Source organism: Streptomyces sp. SCUT-3, assembly GCF_014083985.1.
Lineage (GTDB): Bacteria > Actinomycetota > Actinomycetes > Streptomycetales > Streptomycetaceae > Streptomyces_H > Streptomyces_H thermolineatus.
Genome location: NZ_CP046907.1, coordinates 2,699,467 through 2,721,894 on the forward strand (window position 1 = coordinate 2,699,467; position 22,428 = coordinate 2,721,894).

Annotated in this window: 21 protein-coding genes and 1 tRNA gene; 10 read left to right on the top strand and 12 right to left on the bottom strand. The window is 73.1% G+C overall.

Translation table 11 applies throughout. The features are described from left to right. Positions 1-11 precede the first annotated feature (11 nt). The 3 genes from GQS52_RS11910 to GQS52_RS11920 form a co-directional block, all read right to left on the bottom strand. Entirely contained in the window at positions 12-899 is an 888-nt protein-coding gene (locus GQS52_RS11910; RefSeq protein WP_182313406.1) for a hypothetical protein, read from the bottom strand. A gap of 613 nt (positions 900-1,512) precedes the next feature. Continuing rightward, positions 1,513-2,007: a hypothetical protein gene (locus GQS52_RS11915; protein WP_182313408.1), complete on the bottom strand. Its 495-nt coding sequence runs from the start codon at positions 2,005-2,007 to the stop codon at positions 1,513-1,515. Between the two features lie 83 nt (positions 2,008-2,090). Next, a complete protein-coding gene (locus GQS52_RS11920; RefSeq protein WP_182313410.1) occupies positions 2,091-3,443 on the bottom strand; it encodes a tetratricopeptide repeat protein in 1,353 nt (450 codons plus the stop codon). Between the two features lie 129 nt (positions 3,444-3,572). Here GQS52_RS11920 and GQS52_RS11925 point away from each other — a divergent pair, with 129 nt between their 5' ends. From GQS52_RS11925 to GQS52_RS11945, 5 genes are all read left to right on the top strand, one after another. After that, positions 3,573-4,049 (top strand): ATP-binding protein, encoded by a 477-nt coding sequence (locus GQS52_RS11925; protein WP_182313412.1) that lies wholly within the window; start codon positions 3,573-3,575, stop codon positions 4,047-4,049. Continuing rightward, positions 4,046-4,324 carry a hypothetical protein gene (locus GQS52_RS11930; protein ID WP_182313414.1) on the top strand — a complete coding sequence of 93 codons (279 nt, stop codon included), beginning with the start codon at positions 4,046-4,048 and terminating at the stop codon, positions 4,322-4,324. Before GQS52_RS11925 ends, GQS52_RS11930 begins: the two co-directional genes overlap by 4 nt. 72 nt (positions 4,325-4,396) lie before the next feature. Beyond that, on the top strand, positions 4,397-4,939 hold the full coding sequence (locus GQS52_RS11935; protein WP_182313416.1) for a CYTH domain-containing protein: 543 nt from the start codon (positions 4,397-4,399) through the stop codon (positions 4,937-4,939). A gap of 127 nt (positions 4,940-5,066) precedes the next feature. After that, on the top strand, positions 5,067-5,882 hold the full coding sequence (locus GQS52_RS11940) for a 3-hydroxybutyrate dehydrogenase (protein ID WP_182313418.1): 816 nt from the start codon (positions 5,067-5,069) through the stop codon (positions 5,880-5,882). Positions 5,883-6,045: 163 nt separating this feature from the next. Next, positions 6,046-7,902, top strand: a complete 1,857-nt coding sequence (locus tag GQS52_RS11945; RefSeq protein ID WP_259371100.1) for a helix-turn-helix domain-containing protein — start codon at positions 6,046-6,048, stop codon at positions 7,900-7,902. A gap of 177 nt (positions 7,903-8,079) precedes the next feature. Here GQS52_RS11945 and GQS52_RS11950 read toward each other — a convergent pair whose 3' ends face one another. The 5 genes from GQS52_RS11950 to GQS52_RS11970 all read right to left on the bottom strand — a co-directional run bounded on the left by GQS52_RS11950 (position 8,080) and on the right by GQS52_RS11970 (position 14,347). Beyond that, positions 8,080-9,501, bottom strand: a complete 1,422-nt coding sequence (locus GQS52_RS11950; protein ID WP_182313422.1) for an MFS transporter — start codon at positions 9,499-9,501, stop codon at positions 8,080-8,082. Positions 9,502-9,789: 288 nt separating this feature from the next. Further along, entirely contained in the window at positions 9,790-11,211 is a 1,422-nt protein-coding gene (locus tag GQS52_RS11955) for a 3-hydroxybutyrate oligomer hydrolase family protein (protein WP_182313423.1), read from the bottom strand. A 107-nt stretch (positions 11,212-11,318) separates the two neighbouring features. Then, positions 11,319-12,713 carry a PHB depolymerase family esterase gene (locus GQS52_RS11960; protein WP_182313424.1) on the bottom strand — a complete coding sequence of 465 codons (1,395 nt, stop codon included), beginning with the start codon at positions 12,711-12,713 and terminating at the stop codon, positions 11,319-11,321. 172 nt (positions 12,714-12,885) lie between these two features. Further along, the gene (locus GQS52_RS11965) at positions 12,886-13,545 is read right to left on the bottom strand and encodes a CoA transferase subunit B (RefSeq protein WP_182313426.1); all 660 of its coding nucleotides are present in this window, start codon (positions 13,543-13,545) and stop codon (positions 12,886-12,888) included. Between the two features lies 1 nt (position 13,546). After that, on the bottom strand, positions 13,547-14,347 hold the full coding sequence (locus GQS52_RS11970) for a CoA transferase subunit A (RefSeq protein WP_182313428.1): 801 nt from the start codon (positions 14,345-14,347) through the stop codon (positions 13,547-13,549). Positions 14,348-14,720: 373 nt separating this feature from the next. Between GQS52_RS11970 and GQS52_RS11975 the strand changes: the two genes are divergently transcribed. The 3 genes from GQS52_RS11975 to GQS52_RS11985 all read left to right on the top strand — a co-directional run bounded on the left by GQS52_RS11975 (position 14,721) and on the right by GQS52_RS11985 (position 18,497). Next, on the top strand, positions 14,721-16,178 hold the full coding sequence (locus GQS52_RS11975; protein WP_330166874.1) for an FG-GAP-like repeat-containing protein: 1,458 nt from the start codon (positions 14,721-14,723) through the stop codon (positions 16,176-16,178). A 403-nt stretch (positions 16,179-16,581) separates the two neighbouring features. Then, complete coding sequence (locus GQS52_RS11980; RefSeq protein ID WP_259370721.1) at positions 16,582-17,499, top strand: YIP1 family protein; 918 nt, start codon at positions 16,582-16,584, stop codon at positions 17,497-17,499. A gap of 56 nt (positions 17,500-17,555) precedes the next feature. After that, entirely contained in the window at positions 17,556-18,497 is a 942-nt protein-coding gene (locus GQS52_RS11985) for a metal-dependent hydrolase (RefSeq protein ID WP_182313430.1), read from the top strand. Between the two features lie 101 nt (positions 18,498-18,598). Here GQS52_RS11985 and GQS52_RS11990 read toward each other — a convergent pair whose 3' ends face one another. The 3 genes from GQS52_RS11990 to GQS52_RS12000 all read right to left on the bottom strand — a co-directional run bounded on the left by GQS52_RS11990 (position 18,599) and on the right by GQS52_RS12000 (position 20,099). Continuing rightward, positions 18,599-19,096, bottom strand: coding sequence for a phosphoribosyltransferase (locus GQS52_RS11990; protein WP_182313432.1), 498 nt, complete (start codon positions 19,094-19,096; stop codon positions 18,599-18,601). Positions 19,097-19,205: 109 nt separating this feature from the next. Next, positions 19,206-19,781: a dCTP deaminase gene (dcd, locus tag GQS52_RS11995; protein ID WP_182313434.1), complete on the bottom strand. Its 576-nt coding sequence runs from the start codon at positions 19,779-19,781 to the stop codon at positions 19,206-19,208. Positions 19,782-19,883: 102 nt separating this feature from the next. After that, a complete protein-coding gene (locus tag GQS52_RS12000; RefSeq protein WP_182313436.1) occupies positions 19,884-20,099 on the bottom strand; it encodes a hypothetical protein in 216 nt (71 codons plus the stop codon). Between the two features lie 318 nt (positions 20,100-20,417). Between GQS52_RS12000 and GQS52_RS12005 the strand changes: the two genes are divergently transcribed. Next, positions 20,418-20,491: transfer RNA gene (locus GQS52_RS12005), tRNA-Gly, on the top strand. A 195-nt stretch (positions 20,492-20,686) separates the two neighbouring features. On the opposite strand, the gene GQS52_RS12010 is transcribed toward GQS52_RS12005, so the two are convergent. Then, positions 20,687-21,052, bottom strand: coding sequence for a hypothetical protein (locus tag GQS52_RS12010; RefSeq protein WP_182313437.1), 366 nt, complete (start codon positions 21,050-21,052; stop codon positions 20,687-20,689). Between the two features lie 468 nt (positions 21,053-21,520). Between GQS52_RS12010 and GQS52_RS28395 the strand changes: the two genes are divergently transcribed. After that, on the top strand, positions 21,521-22,426 hold the full coding sequence (locus GQS52_RS28395; RefSeq protein ID WP_346268236.1) for an RICIN domain-containing protein: 906 nt from the start codon (positions 21,521-21,523) through the stop codon (positions 22,424-22,426). Positions 22,427-22,428 lie beyond the last annotated feature (2 nt).

Genomic DNA, 22,428 nt, shown 5'->3' on the forward strand with positions numbered 1-22,428 from the left:
GCGGTCGGCCGTCAGGCGATCGCGAGAGGAGTACCGGAAGCGACCCGCCCTCCGGCGAGGAGCAGCACGAGGTCCCCGACGGTTGCCTCGGCCGTCAGCCCCAGGTCCGCGATCGGTACGGTTCCCGGCAGCTGCTGCGCCGCAACGCCGATCAGGTGCAGTTCACCGGCACCTCCCTGAACCGCCAGGAGGGCGGACAGGTCGTCCGGGGCCACCTGCTCCAGCACGGTCGAGAGACGGTCGAGCACGACCGCGCACACGACGGTGAGGCGGTGCGGCTCGCTGCGCGGCAATGCCGCGATCGTCTTCACAGCGTCCGCGTCACGCAACGCGTCGTCGAGCAGGCGCATGACGGCCGTACGGTCCGCGGCCCGGTCGTCCTGGGCACTGAGCACCTTCAGGACGGGCAGTCCCTGGTCCAGGGCCTGCTGCCAGTGGGGCAGCATGAAGTCGATCATCAGGACGTCCTCGCGCAGCGGCGCGCGAGTGCCGTCGTCCGCGCCGATCCCGGCCAGCCAGGCGTTCACCTCCGCCCACCGCCACACCGGGGAGTGCCCTGCCGTCCCCTCGGGGTCGGGGAACGGCTCGGCACTCCGGCGGGTTCCGTTCGCCCACTGCAGCACGTTCTGGCGCGTCCGGCCCGTGCGCTCGGCGATGTCGGAGACGCCGACCAGGTCGGGGTCGAGCCGCAGGACGCGCAGTCGGGGGATCTCCCGCCGCAGACGCGCCACGAGGTTGTGCGCGGCGTCCACGGGGGTCGCGCCGGACGCGGACACCGAGAGCAGGTGCAGGTTGCGGTGCCGGGAAAGAAGTCCGTCGAAGGATTCACAGATGACGGAAACGGCGACCTCATCGTCCAGCGACACTCCGTCGACCACAAGAACGAACTCGTACTCCATGGCTCCGACTCCCCCTGTCGACGATTCGCCGATGGCTCGCTGCTCGAACGCAGCCCGCGAAACTGTCCGGCGTCCGGTCCCAGATTCACCGACGGGCAAGGTGTTGTCAATCGACAACACGACGCCCGGCGGGGCGGCGTGGGTCGTCCTGCGGCAGCGGGCAGCGCCTGGCGATCCGGGCGATCCTGTTCGCGGCGGAGGACGGGTTCTCCGGAGTCCCACCGACCGCGATCTCCGTGCACGTATCACTGCACGAGCAGTACAGACGCCCCCAATGGCCGGCCTTGCGCAAGCTCCACCCCTGTGCGACAAGGCGCTCCAGCACCACGCGGACTTCCTTCTTCGAATGATCCGCCGGAGACAGCTCACGCCCGACCATGCACACCCCCGCACACCACCGCACCCGCCCCGGGGCCGTCGGCTCCGGGTCGCCGAACACTATCCGCAAGGTCGGACATTCGCCGAAGCCGTCGTCGTGTCCCGACGGATGACCTATGATCCGCGTCCCGCACCTGTTGGAGCCGCACCACCGCTCAAGTCCTGATGCCCGACGGCGGGCGGGACGGCGCCCGGGGCGGGCGCATGCGCCGGGGCGCCCGGTCCGAAGCGGTGCTCAGCCCTTCCGCGCCGCTCCGTGCGGCCACACGACCTCGACCGGCAGTCCGGCGGCGCGCGCGGCGGCCACGGTGTCGGCCGTGCCGCCCCGGCCGTTGCCCGGCCGTCCGTCCCACACGGCGACCAGCCGGTCCGCGCGGCGGAGGAGTTCGTCGTTGGCCGCCTCGTACGCGTCGCGGCCCGCCTCGGCGAAGGGCATCACGACGACCTCGGCGGCGGCCCGGTGGAGCCGGTCGAACCGCTCGGCGAAGTCGGGCTTGACCTTGGCCTCGCGGTAGTCCGCGGACGGCAGGACGACGACGAGCCTGCCGCCGAGGTCGAGGACCGCCTCGGCGAACAGGGAGTCCGCCCCCGCGGCGATGCAGGACACCCCGGTCAGCCGCCCGTCCGCCTCCCGGCCCAGCAGGCCCAGCAGGTCCAGCAGCGCGTGACGGACGAGGGGAACGCTCCCCTCCGTGAGGTCCATGTGCCCGGTCACTGCGACGACGGCCATGCCGTTCCTCTCCGATCGGTCCTTCAGCGGCCTGCGGGCTGCACACGGACGCCCCTGCGGCATCCCGCCCGGTCCCGGTGCCGTCATTTCGCCACCTGCGCGGGGGCCGTCGTGCGGGCGCGTTCGTACAGCGCCCGGGCGTGCCGGTTCTTCAGGTGGGGGCGGATCGCCGCGAGCATCGCGCGGAACCGGTCGTCGCAGCGGCCCGACTGGACGTGCGGATAGTCGTCCAGGGCACGGTTCCAGTCCGAGCACGCCTCTTCGAGGAGGCCGGTCTCCAGTTTGCGCTCGGCGAGCATTCCCAGGTGGCGGACGCGGCCGCGCCGGTAGGCCGACTCCCGTTGCCGGTCGGAGTCCTCCAGCGCGGCGATGGCGGCCTTCTTGTCGCCGAGCGCGTACCGCACCTGGGCCGTGTGGTAGCTCAGCGAGGAGGGGTCGTAGGAGCCGAACGCCTTCGCCCTGGCCTCGGCCTTCTCCATCGCCCGCTCGGCCTCGGCGAGTTTGGCCAGGGCGAGGGACCGGTCCCCGGTCACCGCGGCCGCGTGGGCCTGCTGGCCCGCGAGGAAGGACCGCATCCGCGGACCGGCCTCGGGGGAGGCCGCGGAAGCCGCGTCGGCGAGGCGCAGTGCGTGGGGGCCGTGCCCCAGGTCGACGGCCTGCACGCTCATGCCACGCAATGTCGTGCAGTAGGCGAGGTGGTCCTCGGCACCGCCGGCCAGTTCTAGAGCCTTGAGGTAGTACTGCTGGGCGAGGCCGTCCGCGCGCTCGTCCATGGCCATGTAGCCGGTGAGGTAGCAGTGGTCCGCAGCGGCCGACAGCATGGCTCTGCGGACCTTCTCGGACGCGTCGGCCCGCAGGTACGGGGCGATGGTGTTGACGAGGAAGGCGGCGGCCATCGGCCTGGCGTGCCGACCGCCGAACATGTCGTCGATCGCACTGATCCGCTCCGTCACTGCGACGACGGTGTCGACCTCGCCCTGACCGATCCGTGCACGGGGATTGCGCCGTAACGCGTCGAAACGTTCGGCGGCATCCGGATAGCCGGGCACGGCCAGGGCCACGGAGTACAGCCCCGCGGCCCCGAGCACACTGCGTCGAGAAGGGTCCATGTCCGCTGCTCCCAGTTCGGCGAGTCCGTCCACGGTATCCACAGCCGTGGATGAACCGGCGGGAGTTCTCCGAAAGCCGGCCGCGGCCGGATACACCGGCCGGTTGAGCCTGCGGGAGAGCACTTCGAGGACGACCGGGAGAACCCGTGCCCGCGGCACGGTGCCGTTCAGCCAGTGCCAGACCGAGGATTCGTCGTACTTCAAGGCCAAGCCTGCCTCGGTTCCCGCCCGGTTGACCGCACGGGCGAACTGCGCATACGTCCAACCGGTTTCCTCGACCAGCGAGGCGAGACGGTCGTTGCCTCCGTGAACGGCCACCTTCCCCATTCCTTCCTGAAATTCAAGGAATTCAAGTTGCTCCTCGCCGCCGACTGTATCCACTCTGCGTGAAAGGACGTTGACTTTGCGTCAGCCGCTCGGTCCGGGCGGACGGAAGAGCACTGCCTGAGGAGCGAGATGACGGCCGCCTTGAACATGGCCGGAACCAAAACCGTTGGGGCCGGCAGTCACCGGGACCTGTTGCGAACCGGTGGCGGAGGCTTCCTGCTGTCGTTCACCGCAACCCCGGAGAACATCCGCCCCGTTCGGGAGACTGTTCGCGCCGTCGTGGAGACGTGGGGCCTGGGAGGCCCGGGTGGCCTGGGCGACACTGCCTGTCTCGCCGTGACCGAACTCGTGGTGAACGTGGCCAGACATGCGACGGCACCTGATTGCTCCCTCCTGCTCCAGCGCACGCGGAACGGGCTCTACGCCGCAGTGACCGACACCGACCCGCGTCCGCCGGTGGTGCGTGAGCCCGACTGGGACAGCGAGTGCGGACGAGGACTGTTCCTCCTCACCCGCACTGTGGACGGGTGGGGAGTCGTGCCGCGTCGGCCGGTGGGCAAGTCCGTCTGGTTCGTCCTGCGGGCGCCTTCCACGGAACCGCAGTGAGCGCCCCGCTTTCGAACGGCCCGGAGAGGCAGTCGTTCACCTGTGGGCCGGGCAACCACTGCGACCGGGCCATCGGCTCCTGCATGTGGCGCTGCGGTCGCCGAGGCGTCCCGGTCCTGTGGATCGGTGACATCGCCTCGTCCGGGATGCACGCACCGCTCTACGCCTGCGACGACTGCACGGCCGGGCTCGACGCACTGGTGTGGGCGTGGGCCCGCCACCGTGACGGCCTTGCTCCCCCCGATACGGCCGTCGACGGCTGCGGTTGCGGCTGACAGAGTCCGTGCGACCGGGAGGCGTGGCCGGTCGTTGTTCCGCACGACGGCGGCAGGAGGAGAACAACGGACGTGGCAGCGGTGACGGAGTTCGAGGCGAAGGTGCTGGAGGTCGACCCGGAGGAGACGGCCGGGCGGATCCTCCGTGCGGGCGGCGAGTCGGTGGCGGAGCGGCTGATGCGGCGGTACGTCTACGACATCGCCCCGGGCGGGGCGGGGCGGTGGGTCCGGCTGCGGGACACCGGCTCGGAGGTGACCCTGTGCGTCAAGGAGATCGTCTCCGACGCCGTCGACGGCACCCGGGAGACGGAAGTGGCCGTCTCCGACTTCGCCACCGCGCACGCGCTGCTGGAACAGCTGGGGTTCCGGGCGAAGGCGTACCAGGAGAACCGCCGGACCTCCTTCGTCCTGGACGGGGTGCGGCTGGAGATCGACTCCTGGCCGCTGATCCCGCCCTACCTGGAGATCGAGGCCGACGAGGCCGAACAGGTGTGGAGGACCGCCGACCGGCTCGGCATCGACCGAAACGCGCTGACGTCGGAGAACACCACCGCGGTCTACGCCCGTCACGGAATCGACCTGGAGTCGATCATCGACCTGCGCTTCCCGTCCTGACCTGCCGCCGCCCGGGTACGGGAGTCGGCCGGCCTGCCGGGGTGCGTGGCCCGCACCCAGCAGTACCGGCGGAAGTATGGGCTGCGGCCACATCGGTGCGGGGGCGGTTGCTGCCTAGCCTGCGGTCATGACCACGCCCACCCCACAGGGGCCCGTCCCGAACTCCGCCGCCCTCGGTCTCGACCTCGGCGGCCGCACCGCACTCGTCACCGGCGCCGCGAGCGGCATCGGCCGCGCCTGCGCGCTGCGGCTGGCCGCGGCCGGCGCGAAGGTGCGTGCCGTCGACCGGGACGCCGACGGCCTCGACGGCCTCGCCGACCACGCCCGGGGCCTGGACCTGTCCGGGACCGTCGAGCCGCACGTCCTGGACCTGACCGACCTGGACGCCGCCGAGCAGGCCGCGGCCGGCACCGACGTCCTCGTCAACAACGCCGGGATCCAGCTCGTCCGGCCCATCGAGGAGTTCCCGCCCGAGGTCTTCTCCACCGTGCTGAAGGTGATGCTGGAGGCGCCGTTCCGGCTGGTGCGCGGCGCCCTGCCGCACATGTACGGGCAGGGGTGGGGCCGGATCGTCAACGTCTCCTCGGTGCACGGGCTGCGCGCGTCCGCCTTCAAGTCGGCGTACGTGGCCGCCAAGCACGGCCTGGAGGGGTTCTCCAAGGTCGCCGCGCTGGAGGGCGCCCGGCACGGCGTCACGTCCAACTGCGTCAACCCCGGCTACGTGCGGACGCCGCTGGTGGAGCGTCAGATCGGGGACCAGGCCGCGGCGCACGGCATCCCCGCCGAGCGGGTCGTCACGGAGATCATGCTCGGCGACTCGGCGTTGAAGCGGCTGATCGAGCCGGAGGAGGTCGCCGAGGCCGTGGCCTACCTGTGCACCCCGCAGGCGTCCTTCGTCACGGGCGTCTCGCTGCCCATGGACGGCGGCTGGACCGCGCACTGACTGGCGCCCCGGCACGTCCCGGAGGTATCCCTGACCCGTGTCCGACGACCGGCGGGACGCCCGCCCCGAAACCAGCACCGGCACCCGCGCCGCCCCCCGCGCCGGCGCCCGCGGTGAGCCCCGCGACGGCGCCCGCGCGGGGGCCCGCGCCGAGGCGCCGTTCCTGGAGCTGCTCTCCCGGGGGGCGCCCGCCGAGGAGTACGAGCGGCCGGTGCTGCTCGCCCGCGCGGACGGGGCCGGAGGCGAGGAGCTGGCCGCGCTGGAGCGCGGCAAGCTCCTCGCCCTGCGGGTACGGGCCGAGCTGGAGGGCCGCCGGCGCCGCGAGGCGGAGCTGTCCGCGCTCTTCGAGACGGCGAACGACCTGGCCGGGCTGCGCGACCTGGACGCCGTGCTGCACGCCATCGTGCAGCGCGCCCGGTCCCTGCTGGGCACCGAGGTCGCCTACCTGACGCTCACCGACCGCAAGGCCGGCGACACCTACATGCGGGTCACCGAGGGGTCGGTCTCCGCGCGTTTCCAGCAGCTGCGGCTCGGCATGGGCGAGGGGCTGGGCGGCCTCGTCACCCAGACCGCCATGCCGTACGTGACCGACAACTACTTCGAGGACGCGCGCTTCCTGCACACCCGCACCATCGACGCGGGCGTGCAGGAGGAGGGGCTGGTGGCGATCCTCGGCGTGCCGCTGGTGCTCGGCACGGAGGTGATCGGCGTGCTCTTCGCCGCCGACCGCCGCGCCCGGGTCTTCGAACGCGGCCAGATCGCCCTGCTCGGCTCCTTCGCCGCGCACGCCGCCGTCGCCATCGACACCGCGAACCTCCTCGCCGAGACCCGGGCCGCGTTCGCCGAGCTGGAGGCGGCCAAGGAGAGCATCGAGCGCTCCTCCGAGGTGCACGACCGGCTCACCGAGCTGGTGCTGCACGGCGGGGGCGTGCACGAGGTGGCGTCCGCCCTGTCCCAGGTGCTGAACGGCCGCGTGGAGTTCCTCGAGGCCGGGGACGCGCCGGCGGGCGCGGCGGCGCAGTCCCGCGCCGACGGCCGCGCGGTGCGGCACGGCGACGACTGGGTGGCAGCAGTCTCGGCGGGCGGCGAACCCCTCGGCGCCCTCGTGCTGCGCGACGGCCCCGGGCTGGACCCGGTGGACCGGCGGACCCTGGAGCGGGCCGCCATGGTCACCTCGCTGCTGCTGCTCGCCCGCCGCTTCGCGGGCGAGGCCGAGCAGCGGGTCCGCGGCGAGCTGCTGGACGACCTCCTCGACGCCCCCGACCGGGAGCCGCGGCTGCTGCGCGAACGCGCCGCGCGGCTGCGGGCCGACCTCGACGCCCCGCACGTGGTGCTGGCAGCCCGGATCGACGCCTCGGCAGGCGCCGCCGGGGCCGGCACCGAGCCCGAGCGGGCCGCCGACCGGCAGCGGCTGTGGTCCGCCGCCTCCCACCTGGCGGCGACCCGCCAGGGCCTGGCCGCCGCCCGGGACGGCGGCACCGTCCTGCTGCTGCCCCTGGGCCCCTCGGACACCGCGACCGGCACCGCCCGGCAGGTCGCCGGGCAGCTCGGCGCGGCCGTGTGCGCCCCGGTCACCGTCGGCGCCTCCGCGCCGGTGGACGCGCCGGCCGCCCGGCCCGGCGCGGTCGTCGCCGCCTACACCGAGGCCCGCCGCTGCCTGGACGCCCTGCGGGCCTTCGGCCGCTCCGGGGAGGGCGCGGCGGCCGACGACTTCGGCTTCCTGGGGCTGCTGCTGGGCGACGCCCGCGACATCGACGGCTTCGTGCAGCGCACCGTCGGCCCGGTCGTCGACTACGACGCGCGGCGCGGCACCGACCTGGTGCGCACCCTCGACGCCTACTTCGCCTGCGGCATGAGCCCGGCCCGCACCAAGGACGAGCTGCACGTGCACGTCAACACGGTGGCGCAGCGGCTGGAGCGGGTCGGCCGCCTCCTCGGCCCGGACTGGCAGTCGCCCGCCAGGGCGCTGGAGGTGCAGCTCGCGCTGCGCCTGCACCGCCTCTCCGCGGGCGGCGGCTGACGGCCCACCGGGCGCTCCCGGGCCCGGGTCCCGGGAGCGGGTCCCGGGTGCGGGTCCAGGTCCGGATCCCGCGCCCCGCAACGCGTTCCGCCGCGCAGACCGGTGTGGTCTGCGCGGCGGCTGCGGTGGTGGGCGGGCGGGCCCGGGCTGTCCGGGCCCGCCGGGACGGCGGTGCGGTCACACGCTCCGGGCGGGGGCGGTGTCCTCGGCGGCCGGGCGGCCGGCGGCGGCGCCCGCGTCCGAGCCGATCTCGTCCAGGTCGCGGTGCCTGGTCTCCTTGGCGCAGGCGATCGCGACCACGGTGATCAGCGCGGCGGCGATCACGTAGAGGGCGATCGGGGTGGCGCTGTGGTACTCGTTCAGCAGGGCGGTGGCGATCAGCGGCGCCGGGGCGCCGGCCGCGACCGAGGAGAACTGGGCGCCGATCGAGGCGCCGGAGTAGCGCATGCGGGTCGCGAACATCTCGGAGAAGAACGCGGCCTGCGGCGCGTACATCGCCCCGTGCAGGACCAGGCCGACGGTGACCGCGAGCAGCAGGGTGCCGAAGGTCGCGGTGTCGATGAGCCAGAAGAACGGGAAGGCCCACGCGCCCACGCCGATCGCGCCGATCAGGTAGACGGGGCGGCGGCCCAGCCGGTCCGACAGGGCGCCCCAGGCCGGGATGGCCGCGAAGTGGACCGCGGAGGCGATGAGCACGGCGTTGAGGGCGGTCTGCTTGTCGAGGTCCACCTGCTCGGTGGCGTAGACGAGGATGAACGCGGTGATCACGTAGAAGCTGATGTTCTCGGCCATCCGGGCGCCCATGGCGACCAGGACGTCCTTCCAGTGGTGCCGCAGCACGGCGACCAGCGGCATCTGCTCGACCTTGTCCTCCGCCTTCTTGGCGGCCTGGGCGCGGGCCAGGGCGGCCTTGAAGACCGGGGACTCGTCGACCGACAGCCGGATCCACATGCCGACGAGCACCAGCACGCCGGAGAGCAGGAACGGGATCCGCCAGCCCCAGGAGACGAACGCCTCCTCGGTGAGCACCGCGGTCAGGATCGCGAGGACGGCGGTGGCCAGCAGCTGGCCGGCGGGGGCGCCGGTCTGCGGCCACGAGGCCCAGAACCCGCGGCGCTTCGCGTCGCCGTGCTCGGAGACCAGCAGCACCGCGCCGCCCCACTCGCCGCCGAGCGCGAAGCCCTGGACGAGCCGCAGCACGGTCAGCAGGATCGCCGCCGAGGACCCGATCGTGGCGTGAGTGGGCAGCAGGCCGATGAGGAACGTCGCACCGCCCATCATCAGCAGGCTGATGACCAACAGCTTCTTGCGTCCGAGCCGGTCGCCGTAGTGGCCGAAGACGAGCGCGCCGATGGGCCGGGCGGCGAAGCCCACCGCGTAGGTGAGGAAGGCCAGCAGAGTGCCGACCAGCGGGTCGGACTCGGGGAAGAACAGCTTGTTGAAGACGAGGGCCGCCGCGGAGCCGTAGAGGAAGAAGTCGTACCACTCGATGGTGGTGCCGATGAGGCTCGCGGCGACGATGCGGCGGAGCGAGCCGGGGGCGGCGTCGGGGGCGGGGGCGGGTTCTGGGGCGCTGGGCGCCGGGGGCGGCACTGCCATGGGTCACCACTTCCGAGCGGGACGGGGCGCGGCGGGCGCCCCTGTGGAACGATGTTTGTTCGTGTCGCCACACCGTAGGAACAGTGCGGCCGTCCCCCCATGTGGTGGGACACCACAGTCCGGGCGCTCCCTGTGCACCCCGCACCCATGACGTGCGGCCGCCCCCGCCCCGGCGGGAGCCGGAACGGGGGCGGGGGGTCGTACGCGGGACCGTGCGCGGGGAGTCGGCCCATCGGGGAGTCAACCCGGCGGGGAGTCAACCCGGCGGGGAGTCGGTCCGGCCGGGAGTCAGTCCAGCGGGCAGGTGGCGAGCAGGTCGGCCGGGCCGGCCCCGGCGGGACGGGGGAGGGTGCGGCTCGCGGGCGGCTGCTCGCCCTTGCCCAGCCAGTCCTCCAGCGCGGTGAACGCGGAGCGGTGGCACGGCGTCAGGGGGCGCAGCCGGTCCGGGAAGACGTCGCTGAGGGAGTCGGTGTGGGTGCCGTCCTCGACCCGGTAGTAGCGGAACAGGTGGCCGCGGCCCGCGTCGCGGACCATTCGGGCGTAGACGTCGGAGGACTCGCTGATCGGCAGCAGGACGTCCTTGGTGCCGTGCAGAGTGATCAGTGGCTTGCCGATCCGGCCGGTGAGGGCGACCTTCTCCACCGCGTCCTTCACCGCCTCCGGGCGCTGCGCGTAGTCGTAGTCGGCGTCGCACGCGGGGGTGCCCGGGGTGCAGAACGGGGTTCCGGTCTCGGTGTCACCGTCGAAGCCGGGGTCGAACTCCTCGCGGTAGACCCGCTGCGTCAGGTCCCAGTAGTACTGGTGGTGGAACGGCCACAGGAACTCCGTTCCGGTGGGGAACCCGGCCGCGGTCATCTCCTCGTGGGCCTCCTGCGCACCCGGGCCCCCGGCGGCGTAGCGCGGGTAGGCGCGCAGAGCGGGCGGCAGGAAGGTCAGCAGGTTGGGGCCCTCGGTCCGCCACAGGGTGCCCTCCCAGTCCACCCCTCCGTCGTAGAGCTCCGGGTGGTTCTCCAGCTGCCAGCGGACCAGGTAGCCGCCGTTGGACAGGCCGGTGGCCAGAGTGCGGGACGGGGGCCGGTGGTAGCGCTGGGCGACGACCGCCCGGGCGGCCCGGGTCAGCTGGGTGACGCGTTCGTTCCACTCGGCGACCGCGTCGCCGGGCGCGTCGCCGTCGCGGTGGAAGTCGAGGCCGGTGTTGCCCTTGTCGGTGGCGGCGAAGGCGTAGCCGCGCTCGAGGACCCAGTCGCCGATGGCCCGGTCGTTGGCGTACTGCTCGCGGTTGCCGGGCGACCCGGTGACGACGAGCCCGCCGTTCCAGCGGTCGGGGAGCCGGATGACGAACTGGGAGTCGTGGGCCCAGCCGTGGTTGGTGTTGCCGGTGGAGTCGTCGGGGAAGTAGCCGTCGATCTGGACGCCGGGAACCCCGGAGGGGACGGCGAGCCCGGCGGGGGTGAGCCCGTTCCAGTCGGCCCGGTCGGTGTGGCCGGAGGCGACGGTGCCGGCGGTCGTCAGTTCCTGCAGGCAGTCGGCCTGCTGGTGCTCGGCGCCGGGCACGTGCAGCCGGGCGATGCCGGCGCAGTGGCCTCCTGCGCCTCCCCGTCCCGTGTCCCCCTCCCCCGACGGGGACGAGGCGGTCGCGGTTCCGGCGGCGGGGAGGGCGGCGGCCAGGGCGAGGGCTGCGGCCAGCAGGGCTGTGGCGGGGCGGGGCATCGGGTGCACCTTTCTGGGAGGGGGAGGGAGGAAGGGTCAGGAGGGAGTGGGGAGGGCCGGCGCTCCGGGGCGGGTCCTCCGGAGCGCCGGAGCGCCGGGGGCCGGGGTCAGGGGCAGCCGTCGTCGGCCAGGACGAAGTAGCCGGCGGGCGACTCCTTGAGGGTGTGGGTGACGTAGGTGTTGTAGAGGCCCATCGCCTGGCCCGAGCCCTTGGCGTACGTGTAGCCGCCGCTCGTGGTGGCGCGGCCGGCCTGCACGTGCTGGTAGTTGCTCCCCGTCCAGCAGGCCGCCTCCGGCGGGGCGGTCGGGGCGGGCGAGGACGTCGGGTCGGGCGAGGGTGTCGGAGTGGGCGAGGGCGTCGGGGTTCCGGTGCCGCCCCCCAGGCCGAAGAAGCGGGAGATCCAGTGCGAGGAGCAGATCGAGTCCGGGTAGTAGGTGCCCGCCGTCCCGCACTGCTCGGCGCCGGTGCCCGGGTCGACGGGCGTGCCGTGGCCGATGCCCGGCACCCGGTTGACCTCGACGGCGACGGTGCCGTCGGCGGCCCGGTACTCCTCGTGGCGGGTGCCGTTCGGGCCGATCGTTCCGGTGCTGCTCGGGGTCTGGGACAGTCCGTGCACAGCGGTCCACTGGTCGCGCAGTTCGTCGGCGTTCCTCGGGACGACCGTGGAGTCGTTCGCGCCGTGCCAGACGGCCACCCGCGGCCAGGGGCCGGTGTGGGAGGGGTACGCGTCGCGCACCCGCTGAGCCCAGGCCGCCGGGGTCAGGTCCACGCCGGGGTTCATGCAGGTGTAGGGGCTCTTGTCCTTGGTGCAGTCGTAGGGCAGGCCTGCGACGACCGCTCCCGCGCGGAACACGTCGGGGTAGGTCGCGAGCATCACCGAGGTCATCGCCCCTCCGGCCGACAGCCCGGTGACGTGCACGCGTGCCGGGTCGGCGCCGTAGGCCGAGACGGCGTGGGCGGCCATCTGCCGGATCGAGGCCGCCTCGCCCTGGCCCCGGCGGTTGTCGCCGCTCTGGAACCAGTTGAAGCACGACTGGATGTTGTTGGCCGAGGTCGTCTCGGCGAACACCAGGAGGAAGCCGTCGCGCGCGGCGACGGCCGGGAGGCCGGAGTGGTCGGCGTAGTCCTGGGCGCTCTGCGTGCAGCCGTGCAGCGCCACGACGACCGGCGGGTTCTGCGGCAGCGAGGCGGGCCGGTGGACGTACATGTTCAGGGCCCCCGGGTTGGTGCCGAAGGAGGCCACCCGCTCCAGCGTGACGGCCGCCTGCGCCGAGACGGCGGTCTGCGCGGTGGCGGTCTGCTCGGTGGCGGTCCGTGCGGCGGGGGCGGCGGACGCCCCTGTGGCGGAGGCCGGGCCGGCCAGGGCCGCGGCCAGTGCGGCGGCCGCCGCAACGGCCGCGCGGCGCAGCCGCGTCACGCCGGGGCGGGCCTTGCCGGGGCGGGCCTTGCCGGGGCGGGATCCGCCGGGGCGGGTGTCTCCTCGTGGTGGGTGCAGAGGCATGGTCGGCTCCTTCCGGTGGCCGGCGGGGGTCGTTCCGGTCCCTGCCGGCGGCCGGGCCGCCGCGCTGCTGCGGGGCCCGGCCGGTGTGATTCCGGTCACCGTAGGAGCCTTGTCAGGTGCCCGACATGGGTTCGCACGCCACAGCCGCGCCGCGGCCACGTGGTGCGGACCGCTATGCGCAGAGCATCTCCCGCGGCTCGCCGGCGACCGCGACCGGAGCGCCCGTGGCGGCCAGCACCTCCTCCACGCTCACCCCCGGGGCCAGTTCGACCAGTTCGAAGCCCTGCTCCGTGACATCGAGGACGGCGAGGTCGGTGATCACCCGGTGCACCACGCCGCGCCCGGTCAACGGCAGGGTGCACTCGTCCACCAGCTTGGGCGTGCCGTCCTTCGCCGTGTGCTCCGTCAGCACGATCACCCGCCGCGCGCCGTGCACCAGGTCCATCGCGCCGCCCATCCCCTTGACCATGCGCCCGGGGATCATCCAGTTGGCCAGGTCGCCGCGGGCGGAGACCTGCATGGCCCCGAGCACCGCGGCGTCGACGTGGCCGCCGCGGATCATGCCGAAGGAGAGCGAGGAGTCGAAGAACGACGCCCCGGGCAGTACGGAGACCGTCTCCTTGCCCGCGTTGATCAGGTCCGGGTCCACCCCGTCCGGCTCCGGGTACGGGCCGACCCCGAGGATGCCGTTCTCCGACTGCAGCACCACCTCCACGCCCGGCGGCAGGTGGTTGGGGATCAGGGTGGGCAGTCCGATGCCGAGGTTGACGCAGGTGCCGTCGACGAGCTCGCGGGCGGCGCGGGCCGCCATCAGGTCGCGGGTGAGTGCCATGTCAGTTGCCGCCTTCCCGGTCCCGGGCCGGGACCGTCTCGCGCACGGTGCGCCGTTCGACGCGCCGCTCGGCGCGCGGGTCGTCCGCCTCCGCCACGACCACCCGCTGGACGAAGACCCCCGGCAGGTGGACGGCGTCGGGGTCCAGCTCTCCGGGTTCGACCAGCCGCTCGACCTCGGCCACGGTGATCCGGCCGGCCATGGCGGCCAGCGGGTTGAAGTTGCGCGCGGAGGCGTGGAAGACCAGGTTGCCGTGGCGGTCGCCGACCGCGGCCCGCACCAGCGCGAAGTCGGTGGTGATGCCCTCCTCCAGCAGGTACTCGCGGCCGCCGAAGAAACGGGTCTCCTTCGGCTGCGAGGCCAGCGCCACCGACCCGCCCCCGGGCGCGTACCGCAGCGGCATCCCGCCCTCGGCGACCGGGGTGCCGACACCCGCCGGGGTGTAGAACGCGGGGATACCCGTGCCGCCGGCGCGCAGCCGCTCGGCGAGGGTGCCCTGCGGCACCAGTTCCACCTCCAGTTCCCCGTCCAGGTACTGGCGGGCGAACTCCTTGTTCTCCCCCACGTAGGAGCCGGTGACCCGGGCGATCCTGCCCTCGCGCAGCAGCAGGCCCAACCCCCAGTCGTCCACTCCGCAGTTGTTGGAGACCACCCGCAGTCCGGTGGTGCCGCGGTCCAGCAGGGCGTGGATCAGCACCCCGGGAATCCCGCACAGTCCGAATCCTCCGACGGCCAGTGACGCGCCGTCGGGCACGTCGGCCACCGCCTCGGCCGCGTCCGCGACCACCTTGTCCAAGCTCATGGACCCTGAACCTAGGAAGCCGCACGCTCCCGGGCCATGGCGTCCGCGCACACACCTTCGGCCCCACCCGTGTGGCCCTCTCCCTCTCCCCCTGCCTCTTCCCCCTCCCGAATCCCGGCCGCCCCTCCCGGATCCCGGCCGCGGGCAGGGCTCCGGTCCCGCGCAACCGTCCGGCACCGGGACGGTTCCCCCGTGGGAACCGGCCCGGGAACACCACCCGGAAAATTGTTGATCCCCGCACAACCTTTCCGCACCGTGATCGGTCTTGCCCCTGTCGACCGGTGAACCACCGTCGAACCGACGGTGAAGCGCACCTGTCCGGCACTCACGGCAGCGGACGCCCGTGCGGCGTCCCCGCAACCAGGAGAACTGCGTGAACAAACGCATGTCCCGCGCCCTCGCGTGCGCCGCCACCGTCGCGGCCGTCACCGCGGGCCTCGTCGGCACGGCCGGCACCGCCTCCGCCAACTCCGGCCAGGAGGCCGACTTCAACGGGGACGGCTACCGCGACCTCGCTGTCTCCGCGCCCGGCACCGAAGTGGGCGGCAAGTCCGCCGCCGGCGCCTTCGTGGTCCACTACGGCTCGGCCAACGGCATCACCGCCGCCAAGCGCGCCGTGATCACCCAGAACAGCACCGGCATCCCCGGCAGCGCCGAGACCGGCGACCGCTTCGGCGGCGTCACCGCCGCCGGCGACTTCAACAACGACGGCTACAGCGACCTCGCCGTCGGCGCCCCGCGCGAGGACGTCTCCGGCGACACCGACGGCGGAACCGTCGTCATCGTCTGGGGCTCCGCCTCCGGCCTGTCCGGCGGCACCACCGTCGCCGACCCCAACCCCGGCGGCCACGACAAGTTCGGCAAGACCCTGGGCGCCGCCGACTTCAACGGCGACGGCAAGACCGACCTGGCCATCGGCTCCACCTCGTCCACCGTCCAGGTCTACCGAGGCAACTTCACCAAGTCCGGCGGCACCGGGGGTCGTTACACCGTCAAGGCCCCCATCTGGGGCAGCGGCGAAGGCCCGCTCAACCTCACTCCGGGCGACGTCAACGGCGACGGCACGGCCGACCTGATCGTCGACGGCTTCGAGACCGAGACCGAGTACGGCTGGAACACCAACTACTACCTGCCCGGCACTGCCTCCGGCCTGACCGCCACCGGCACCGTCAAGCTGCCCGCCGGCGCCATCACCGACATCGGTGACCTCAACCACGACGGCTACGGCGACATCGTCATCGGTCTGTCCTTCGACGCGGACTCCGGTGTCCCGGGCGCCGTCACCGGCGGCAAGGTCAACATCGTCTACGGTTCCGCCTCCGGACCGAGCAGCAACCGCACCAGCATCACCCAGGAGTCCCCCGGTATCCCCGGCGGATCCGAGACCGACGACGGCTTCGGCAACGAGCTGCACCTCGGCGACGTCAACGGCGACGGCCACCTCGACCTCGCCATCGGATCCACCTGGGAGTCCCTCGGCGGCATCCAGCACACCGGCGCCGTCACCGTCGTATACGGCACGGCGGAAGGCCTGAACACCACCGGCGCCCCCGCCCCCCAGTTCTTCCACCAGGACATCGCGGGCATCCCCGGCTCCAACGAGAAGGGGGACTACTTCGGCTCCGACGTCCACCTCACCGACCTCAACAACGACGGCAAGGCCGACCTGACCATCGGCAGCTCCGGCGAGAACGGCGACAACGGCGCCCTGGTCGCCCTGCGCTCCAACGGCACGAAGATCACCACCACCGGTGCAGTCGCCGTCTCCGCCTCCGGCGCCGGCCTGTCCACCGCCGGCACCCCCCTGTACGGCATCAACTTCGCCGGCTGACCCGTCCGGCGGCCGACCGCTCCCACCGCACCACCCCCGAGGGGCGCCCGACCACCCCGATACACCCCCGGGCGCCCCGAGGACCGGCTCAACACCGCGCACAGGTCGCCCCGCAGCCGCTGGGCGACCGTACGGACACCCTCCGTACGGCCTGCGGGCCCGTTCCACCGCCTTCCTGCGACGGCGGCGGGACGGGCCCGCTGCCGTACCCCCGCAGCGAACCGCCCGCCCCCGCGGTACACACCGCACACCGCACACCACTGCCGCTGCCCGACCCGGGCCACCGGCCACCAGCCACCGGCCACCGGCCACCGGCCCGGGCAGTGTCACAGCTTCGCAGCGAAACTCCCCCGGAACCGCCCCTCTCCCCAACCACCAGCACAAACAAGGTACTTTCGAAGACGTGGCTGGATTCAGGATGGGACGCGGACAGGACCCCCGCACCGCACAGCAGAACGGCACGCCCCCGGCGTACCCGAACCACGGCCCGGCACAGCCCGGACAGCCGGGTCAGTACGGCCGCGGCGGCGCCCCTCAGCAGCAGTGGACGTCGGAGGAGCCCGAGTACTTCGGCGGGGAGCAGCACAGCCCGCACCCGCACTCCCCCCGGCACCACCAGGCACCGCCGCCGCACGACGCCCCGGGCCACACCGTCGCGTTCCGCGTCGGCGAGTTCCCCGACGGGGGCGGCCGTCCCGGTGACGACCCGGACGGCTACGACAACGCCTCGACCTACCGGTCCGGCGACCGGCCCTCCGGGCCGCCCCCGGGGCCCCGCCTGCACTGGAAGGCGCTGCTGAGCGGCATCGTGCTGCGCCCGGGCGACACCTTCTGGCGGATGCGCGACCACCAGATGTGGGCGACCGCGCTGCTCGTCACCTTCGTCTACGGCCTCGTCGCCGTCTTCGGCTTCGGCGAGGAGGCCCGCGACGAGGTCCTCAACGCCACCCTGTCCAACAGCATCCCCTGGGTGCTGATGGCCGGCGTCGCCGTGGTCATCAGCTACCTCATGCTCGGCGCGGTCACCAACGCCCTGGCCCGGCAGTTCGGCGGCGACGGCCTGTGGGCACCCACCATCGGCCTGTCCATGCTGATCACCGTGATCACGGACGCCCCGCGCCTGCTCTTCGCGATCTTCATGCCCGTGGACAGCGCGTTCGTCCAGGTGCTGGGCTGGGGGACCTGGCTGGCCTGCGGCGCGCTGCTCACCTCCATGGTGAGCAAGTCCCACGACCTGCCGTGGCCGCGCGCCCTCGGCGCCTGTGCGGTGCAGCTGCTCGGACTGCTCGTCCTGATCAAGCTGCCGACCATCGGAAGCTGACCCCGGCCGCCCGGCCCGCCCCCAGTCCCCCCGCTCCCCACCCACGGATCCGCACCATGCCCCTGAGCACCACCGAAGTCACCTTCCCCTCGGGCGCGACGACCGGCCGTTCCGCGGTCGTCGCCGCGCTGCCCATGCCGGAGGACCGCCTCGGCGTCGTCACCGCGGCCACCCCCTTCCACCCGCTGGACCACACCTGGCCGGACCAGCCGGGGGACACCGGGACGCTGAGCGTCGCGGGCGAAGGGCCGGCCGCGGGCACGTGGCGGGTCGTCGACTGCCTCACCGCCGCCCAGGACCCGCAGACCGGCGAACTGCGCGTCGGCACCGACATCCCGGTGCGCCGCGGCGACGAGACCTGGACCTGGCAGGTGCTCCACGTCCTGGAGGTCCCGGCGGCGAAGGCCGCCACGGACCCCTCCTCCCTCTCCGACGCCTTCGTCGGCCACGAGGCGGAGCTGTCCGTGGACGCCGGCCGGCGCGCCGCCCTGTCCGCCGCCCACACCGGCTGCCACCTGTTCGCCCTCGCCCTGAACGAGGCGCTGGCCGACCGCTGGCGCAAGGAGGTCCGCACGGACGGCCTGGGCAACCCGGACTTCGACTCCCTCGCCATGGACACCTCGCGGATCGGCGAGGAGGCGAGCACCGACGTCTACCGGATCGGGAAGTCCCTGCGGAAGAAGGGCTTCACCTCCGACGGGCTCGCGGACGCCCTCCCGGCGATCACCGAGACCGTCAACGCCCGCCTGGCGGGCTGGGTCGCGGCCGGCTCCCCGGTGCGCATCGACACCCCGGGGCCGGAGCTGACCGCGCACCGCCGCTGGACCTGCGCCCTGCCCGAGGCGGGCGAGCCGGTCTCCCTCTCCTGCGGCGGCACCCACCCGCACAGCCTCGGCGAGCTGGCCGCCCTGCGGACCGAACTCACCCTGAGCGAGGACGGCACCCAGCTGACCGCGGTCACCCGTCCGGCCCTCACCGCCGGAACCGTCCCCGCCTGACCGCCACCCGCAACCGCGGACCGGAGCCCCCGGTCCCGAGCCGTTCCCCACGGCCCGGGGCCGGGGGCTCCGCCGCGCCCGGGGCGCAGTGCCCCGGGGCCTCAGGAGTCCAGGACCTGGCCCTCGCGGGTGACCACCGGGGGCTCCACGGACCACGGGAAGTTGATCCAGCGGTCCGTGTGCTTCCACACGTACTCGCACTTGACCAGCGACTGCGGCTTCTCGTAGATCACCGCGCTGCGCACGTCGGCGACGTGGCCCTCGCAGAAGTCGCGCACCAGCTCGATCGTCTTGCCGGTGTCGGCGACGTCGTCGGCTATGAGGACCTTCTTCTCGCTCAGGTCCACCACGTTCGGCACCGGCGGCAGCACCACCGGCATGTCCAGGGTGGTCCCCACCCCGGTGTAGAACTCCACGTTCATCACGTGCAGGTTCTTCACGTCCAGGGCGTAGCCCAGGCCGCCGGCCACGAACAGTCCGCCGCGGGCGATCGACAGGACGATGTCCGGCCGGTAGCCGTCGTCCGCGATCGTCTGCGCCAGTTCGCGGATCGCCTGCCCGAACAGCGGGTACGTCAGGTTCTCGCGCTCGTCAGCCATGCTCTCCAGTCCTCGTACGCCCGCGCCGGGGCCTCGTGTGTTGTCCGTCCCCACGTGCCCCCGCCGTCCCCGCCGTGCCTTCGCCGTGCCGGCCGTGCCTCCGGCCCCGTCACACCTGGGTGCGGTGGAAGTTCAGGTAGGAGCGCGAGGGCGTCGGCCCGCGCTGCCCCTGGTACCGGGAACCGTACCGCTCCGAGCCGTACGGGAACTCCGACGGCGAGCTCAGCCGGAACATGCACAGCTGGCCGATCTTCATGCCCGGCCACAGCTTGATCGGGAGCGTCGCGACGTTGGACAGCTCCAGGGTGACGTGCCCGGAGAAGCCGGGGTCGATGAAGCCGGCGGTGGAGTGCGTCAGCAGGCCCAGGCGGCCCAGGCTGGACTTGCCCTCCAGGCGGGAGGCGATGTCGTCCGGCAGGGTCACCACCTCGTAGGTGGAGGCCAGGACGAACTCCCCGGGGTGGAGGATGAACGCCTCGTCGCCCTCCGGCTCCACCAGCCGGGTGAGGTCGGCCTGCTCCTCCGCGGGGTCGATGTGCGGGTAGCGGTGGTTCTCGAAGACCCGGAAGAACCGGTCCAGGCGCACGTCGATGCTGGACGGCTGCACCATCCGGGGGTCGAAGGGGTCGATCCGCACCCGTCCGGAGTCGATCTGGGCCCGGATGTCCTTGTCTGAGAGAAGCACGGTACGGAAGCCTACGCGGGCGGTGGCCGCCGGGCCCAACCAGCCCCGGCAGCCACCGCCCGCCCTCATCGGCCACCGCGCCCGCGCGCGGGAACGAGCCCTTTACACGAAGGCGCTCTCCCCGGCCCTGCGCACCTGCTCGACCTGCTCACGGCTCAGCGTGCCCGGGTCGACCCGGACGGAGCTGCGCAGCCGCGCGCACCGCGGGCACCGCAGCAGCCGGCCGGGACCGAGCCGCTCGGGACCGAGATTCTGCATCGGGAGAGAACCGGTGCTGAACAGGTGCCCCTCGGCACATCGGACGACAGTGCGTTCCATCGCTGCCCTTCCCCACGAGACGTGCCGCCCTGCGTCTTCTACAGCGGCGGCAAAAGCCACATTAGGGGATGGACCGGGCTGCTGCTCGGGCGGCGCCCCGCATCCGGGGAGGGCCACCGTACGCCCCAACCCCCCTGCCCCGCACACCGATCCCCATGCCTGCCGATCCCTTTCGGACTCGCCCCGGCCCCCCTCGCCGACCCCGGCCGGCCACCCCGCAATACCTCCCCGAACAGCACAAAAGCCTCCGGCTCATGCACCGGAGGCTCGCAATGGGGTACAGTGTGCGACGTTGAGACGCTCCAACCGGCGTCCCACGCGGGTGTAGTTTAATGGTAGAACATGAGCTTCCCAAGCTCAGAGCGCGGGTTCGATTCCCGTCACCCGCTCCACGACGAAGGCCCAGGTCATCGACCCGGGCCTTCTGCGTTGCCAGGAACTCCCGCACCTTTTTCCGTACCTCGCGTGCCCGTTCCGTGCCTGATCGGTCCGCGCCTTATCGCGCTGTCCCTGTGCCCAGGTGTCGAGCGCGGCAGTGGCCGAGCGGGCTCACGCGTGATGGTTCACGAAACCGTTCTGCATGTCGATCACGGCCAGCACGGCGCTGCCCATGTCCGTCCGGTACCTCCTTGGTCCTTGAGATGCTGTGCCAGGAGGTCGGCGAAGGCCGGTAAGCCGGCCTTCGCAAGTCGGCTGACGGCATCGGCGGTCGCGACGGGCGGGTTGCGCTTCTCTCCGGCAAGCCTGACCACCGTCTCCACAACCTCATGCGGTAACTCGCCGTACAGCCCGCACAGGTACGAGTCCGGGTCGATCACCCGCACTCCGCGTGCGGCCGATTCACCCGCAGGAAAGTCGGCAAGGTTCCACGTGATCAGCGCGGCGGCACCAGCAGCCACCGCTGCCGCCGCACGGTGCCGGTCGTCGGGATCATCGCCCGGCATCTCGTCCACAAGGTATCCATAGGCCGCCGCCCTGACCTCGCAGTCGGCGAAGAAAAGCCGGACGGCGCCGGTGCGGCGTCGGATCTTCTTGTCGGGCGGCCAGCAGGCAGCAGATGGCCGCCAGGAAGCAGGGCCTGTTCGGAGCAGCGTCGGCGGACGCTACGGCCTCGGGGAAGGTCTTCGCCATATGCCGCAGGAGGCTGAGCCCCTCCCCGGCAAACGTGGGAACTTCCAGGCCAGATCTTCCTTGAGTACCGCGGTGGTCGGGAGACTGTGCGACGTACCCGTCGGGGGGGGCCGCCTGGGCGGCGCGGACTAGACTTTCCGTGTCATGGTGATGAACTGCCCTGATCCCAAATACTTATGACGCTGCGTCACGTACCGGTGCGGCGATACGGGGCCCAGGGGTCCTGTCCCGCACCGGAGGACGTGTCCGCCCCGGCCCGCACGGGCCTACGAGCCGACGGGAGACCACACGTGCCGTCCCAGGACAGCGCCCGCCCGACCCCCTCGACCGGCACTCCGGACGCCGACTCCGGCGGGCCCCGCTTCACGGACGCCTTCGTGCGCCGGCCCGCCGCGCCCCGGCGCCGGCTGCTGCCCGAGAAGCGCGTCTGGACCACCGCGGCCGGCGCGGCGGTGGCGACCGCCGTCGTGGCCCTCGCCGTGCCCGCCGTGGGCCGGGTCACCTTCGTGGCGGACGAGCCCACGGCCCACGTGGCCGCCGCCGACCCCGCGCCCCGGCCCGGCCGTACGGGCGCCACGCCGACGCGGTCCCCGCAGGGCGGGTCCGGCGCGTCCTCCGGCGCCGACTCCTCCGGAGCACCGCAGGCGCCGGGTGCCGCCGCGCCCGCCGCGGGCAAGGCGCCCGGCGGCAGCGGGACGCAGGCCCCCGGGACGGCGGCCCGGCCCGAGCCGAAGGAGACGAAGGAGCAGACGCAGGAGCAGCCGCAGGAGCAGCGGCAGCCGACCAGGAAGACCGCGCCGGAGGCGGCCCCGACCGGATCGATGATCGTGGGCGCCGGTTCCAACCGCTGCATCGACATCCCCGGCGGCAACCCCCTCGACGGCCTCCAGCTCCAGATCCACGACTGCGACGGCCGGGCCCCGCAGCGCTGGGAGTTCCGCGGCGACGGCACGGTCCGGGCCATGGGCATGTGCATGGACGTGGCCTGGGGTTCCCGCGACGACGGCGCCGCCATCCAGCTCGCCGAGTGCAGCGGCAACCCGGCGCAGCATTTCGTGATGAGCGGCGCCGGGGACCTCGTGAACCCGCAGGCGGACAAGTGCGTGGAGGTCAAGGACCGGTCCACGGGCGACGGCGCCAAGCTCCAGCTGTGGACCTGCACCGGCACCAGCAACCAGAAGTGGCGCCTGGCCTGACG

Coding starts and splice junctions, on each gene's coding strand:
- GQS52_RS11950 (WP_182313422.1), bottom strand. CDS start 9,501: ATGGCAGTGCCGCCCCCGGCGCCCAGCGCCCCAGAACCCGCCCCCGCC.
- GQS52_RS12000 (WP_182313436.1), bottom strand. CDS start 20,099: ATGGAACGCACTGTCGTCCGATGTGCCGAGGGGCACCTGTTCAGCACC.
- GQS52_RS11960 (WP_182313424.1), bottom strand. CDS start 12,713: ATGCCTCTGCACCCACCACGAGGAGACACCCGCCCCGGCGGATCCCGC.
- GQS52_RS11970 (WP_182313428.1), bottom strand. CDS start 14,347: ATGAGCTTGGACAAGGTGGTCGCGGACGCGGCCGAGGCGGTGGCCGAC.
- GQS52_RS11990 (WP_182313432.1), bottom strand. CDS start 19,096: ATGGCTGACGAGCGCGAGAACCTGACGTACCCGCTGTTCGGGCAGGCG.
- GQS52_RS11955 (WP_182313423.1), bottom strand. CDS start 11,211: ATGCCCCGCCCCGCCACAGCCCTGCTGGCCGCAGCCCTCGCCCTGGCC.
- GQS52_RS11965 (WP_182313426.1), bottom strand. CDS start 13,545: ATGGCACTCACCCGCGACCTGATGGCGGCCCGCGCCGCCCGCGAGCTC.
- GQS52_RS11925 (WP_182313412.1), top strand. CDS start 3,573: ATGACGGCCGCCTTGAACATGGCCGGAACCAAAACCGTTGGGGCCGGC.
- GQS52_RS11985 (WP_182313430.1), top strand. CDS start 17,556: ATGCCCCTGAGCACCACCGAAGTCACCTTCCCCTCGGGCGCGACGACC.
- GQS52_RS11915 (WP_182313408.1), bottom strand. CDS start 2,007: ATGGCCGTCGTCGCAGTGACCGGGCACATGGACCTCACGGAGGGGAGC.
- GQS52_RS11940 (WP_182313418.1), top strand. CDS start 5,067: ATGACCACGCCCACCCCACAGGGGCCCGTCCCGAACTCCGCCGCCCTC.
- GQS52_RS11920 (WP_182313410.1), bottom strand. CDS start 3,443: ATGGGGAAGGTGGCCGTTCACGGAGGCAACGACCGTCTCGCCTCGCTG.
- GQS52_RS11910 (WP_182313406.1), bottom strand. CDS start 899: ATGGAGTACGAGTTCGTTCTTGTGGTCGACGGAGTGTCGCTGGACGAT.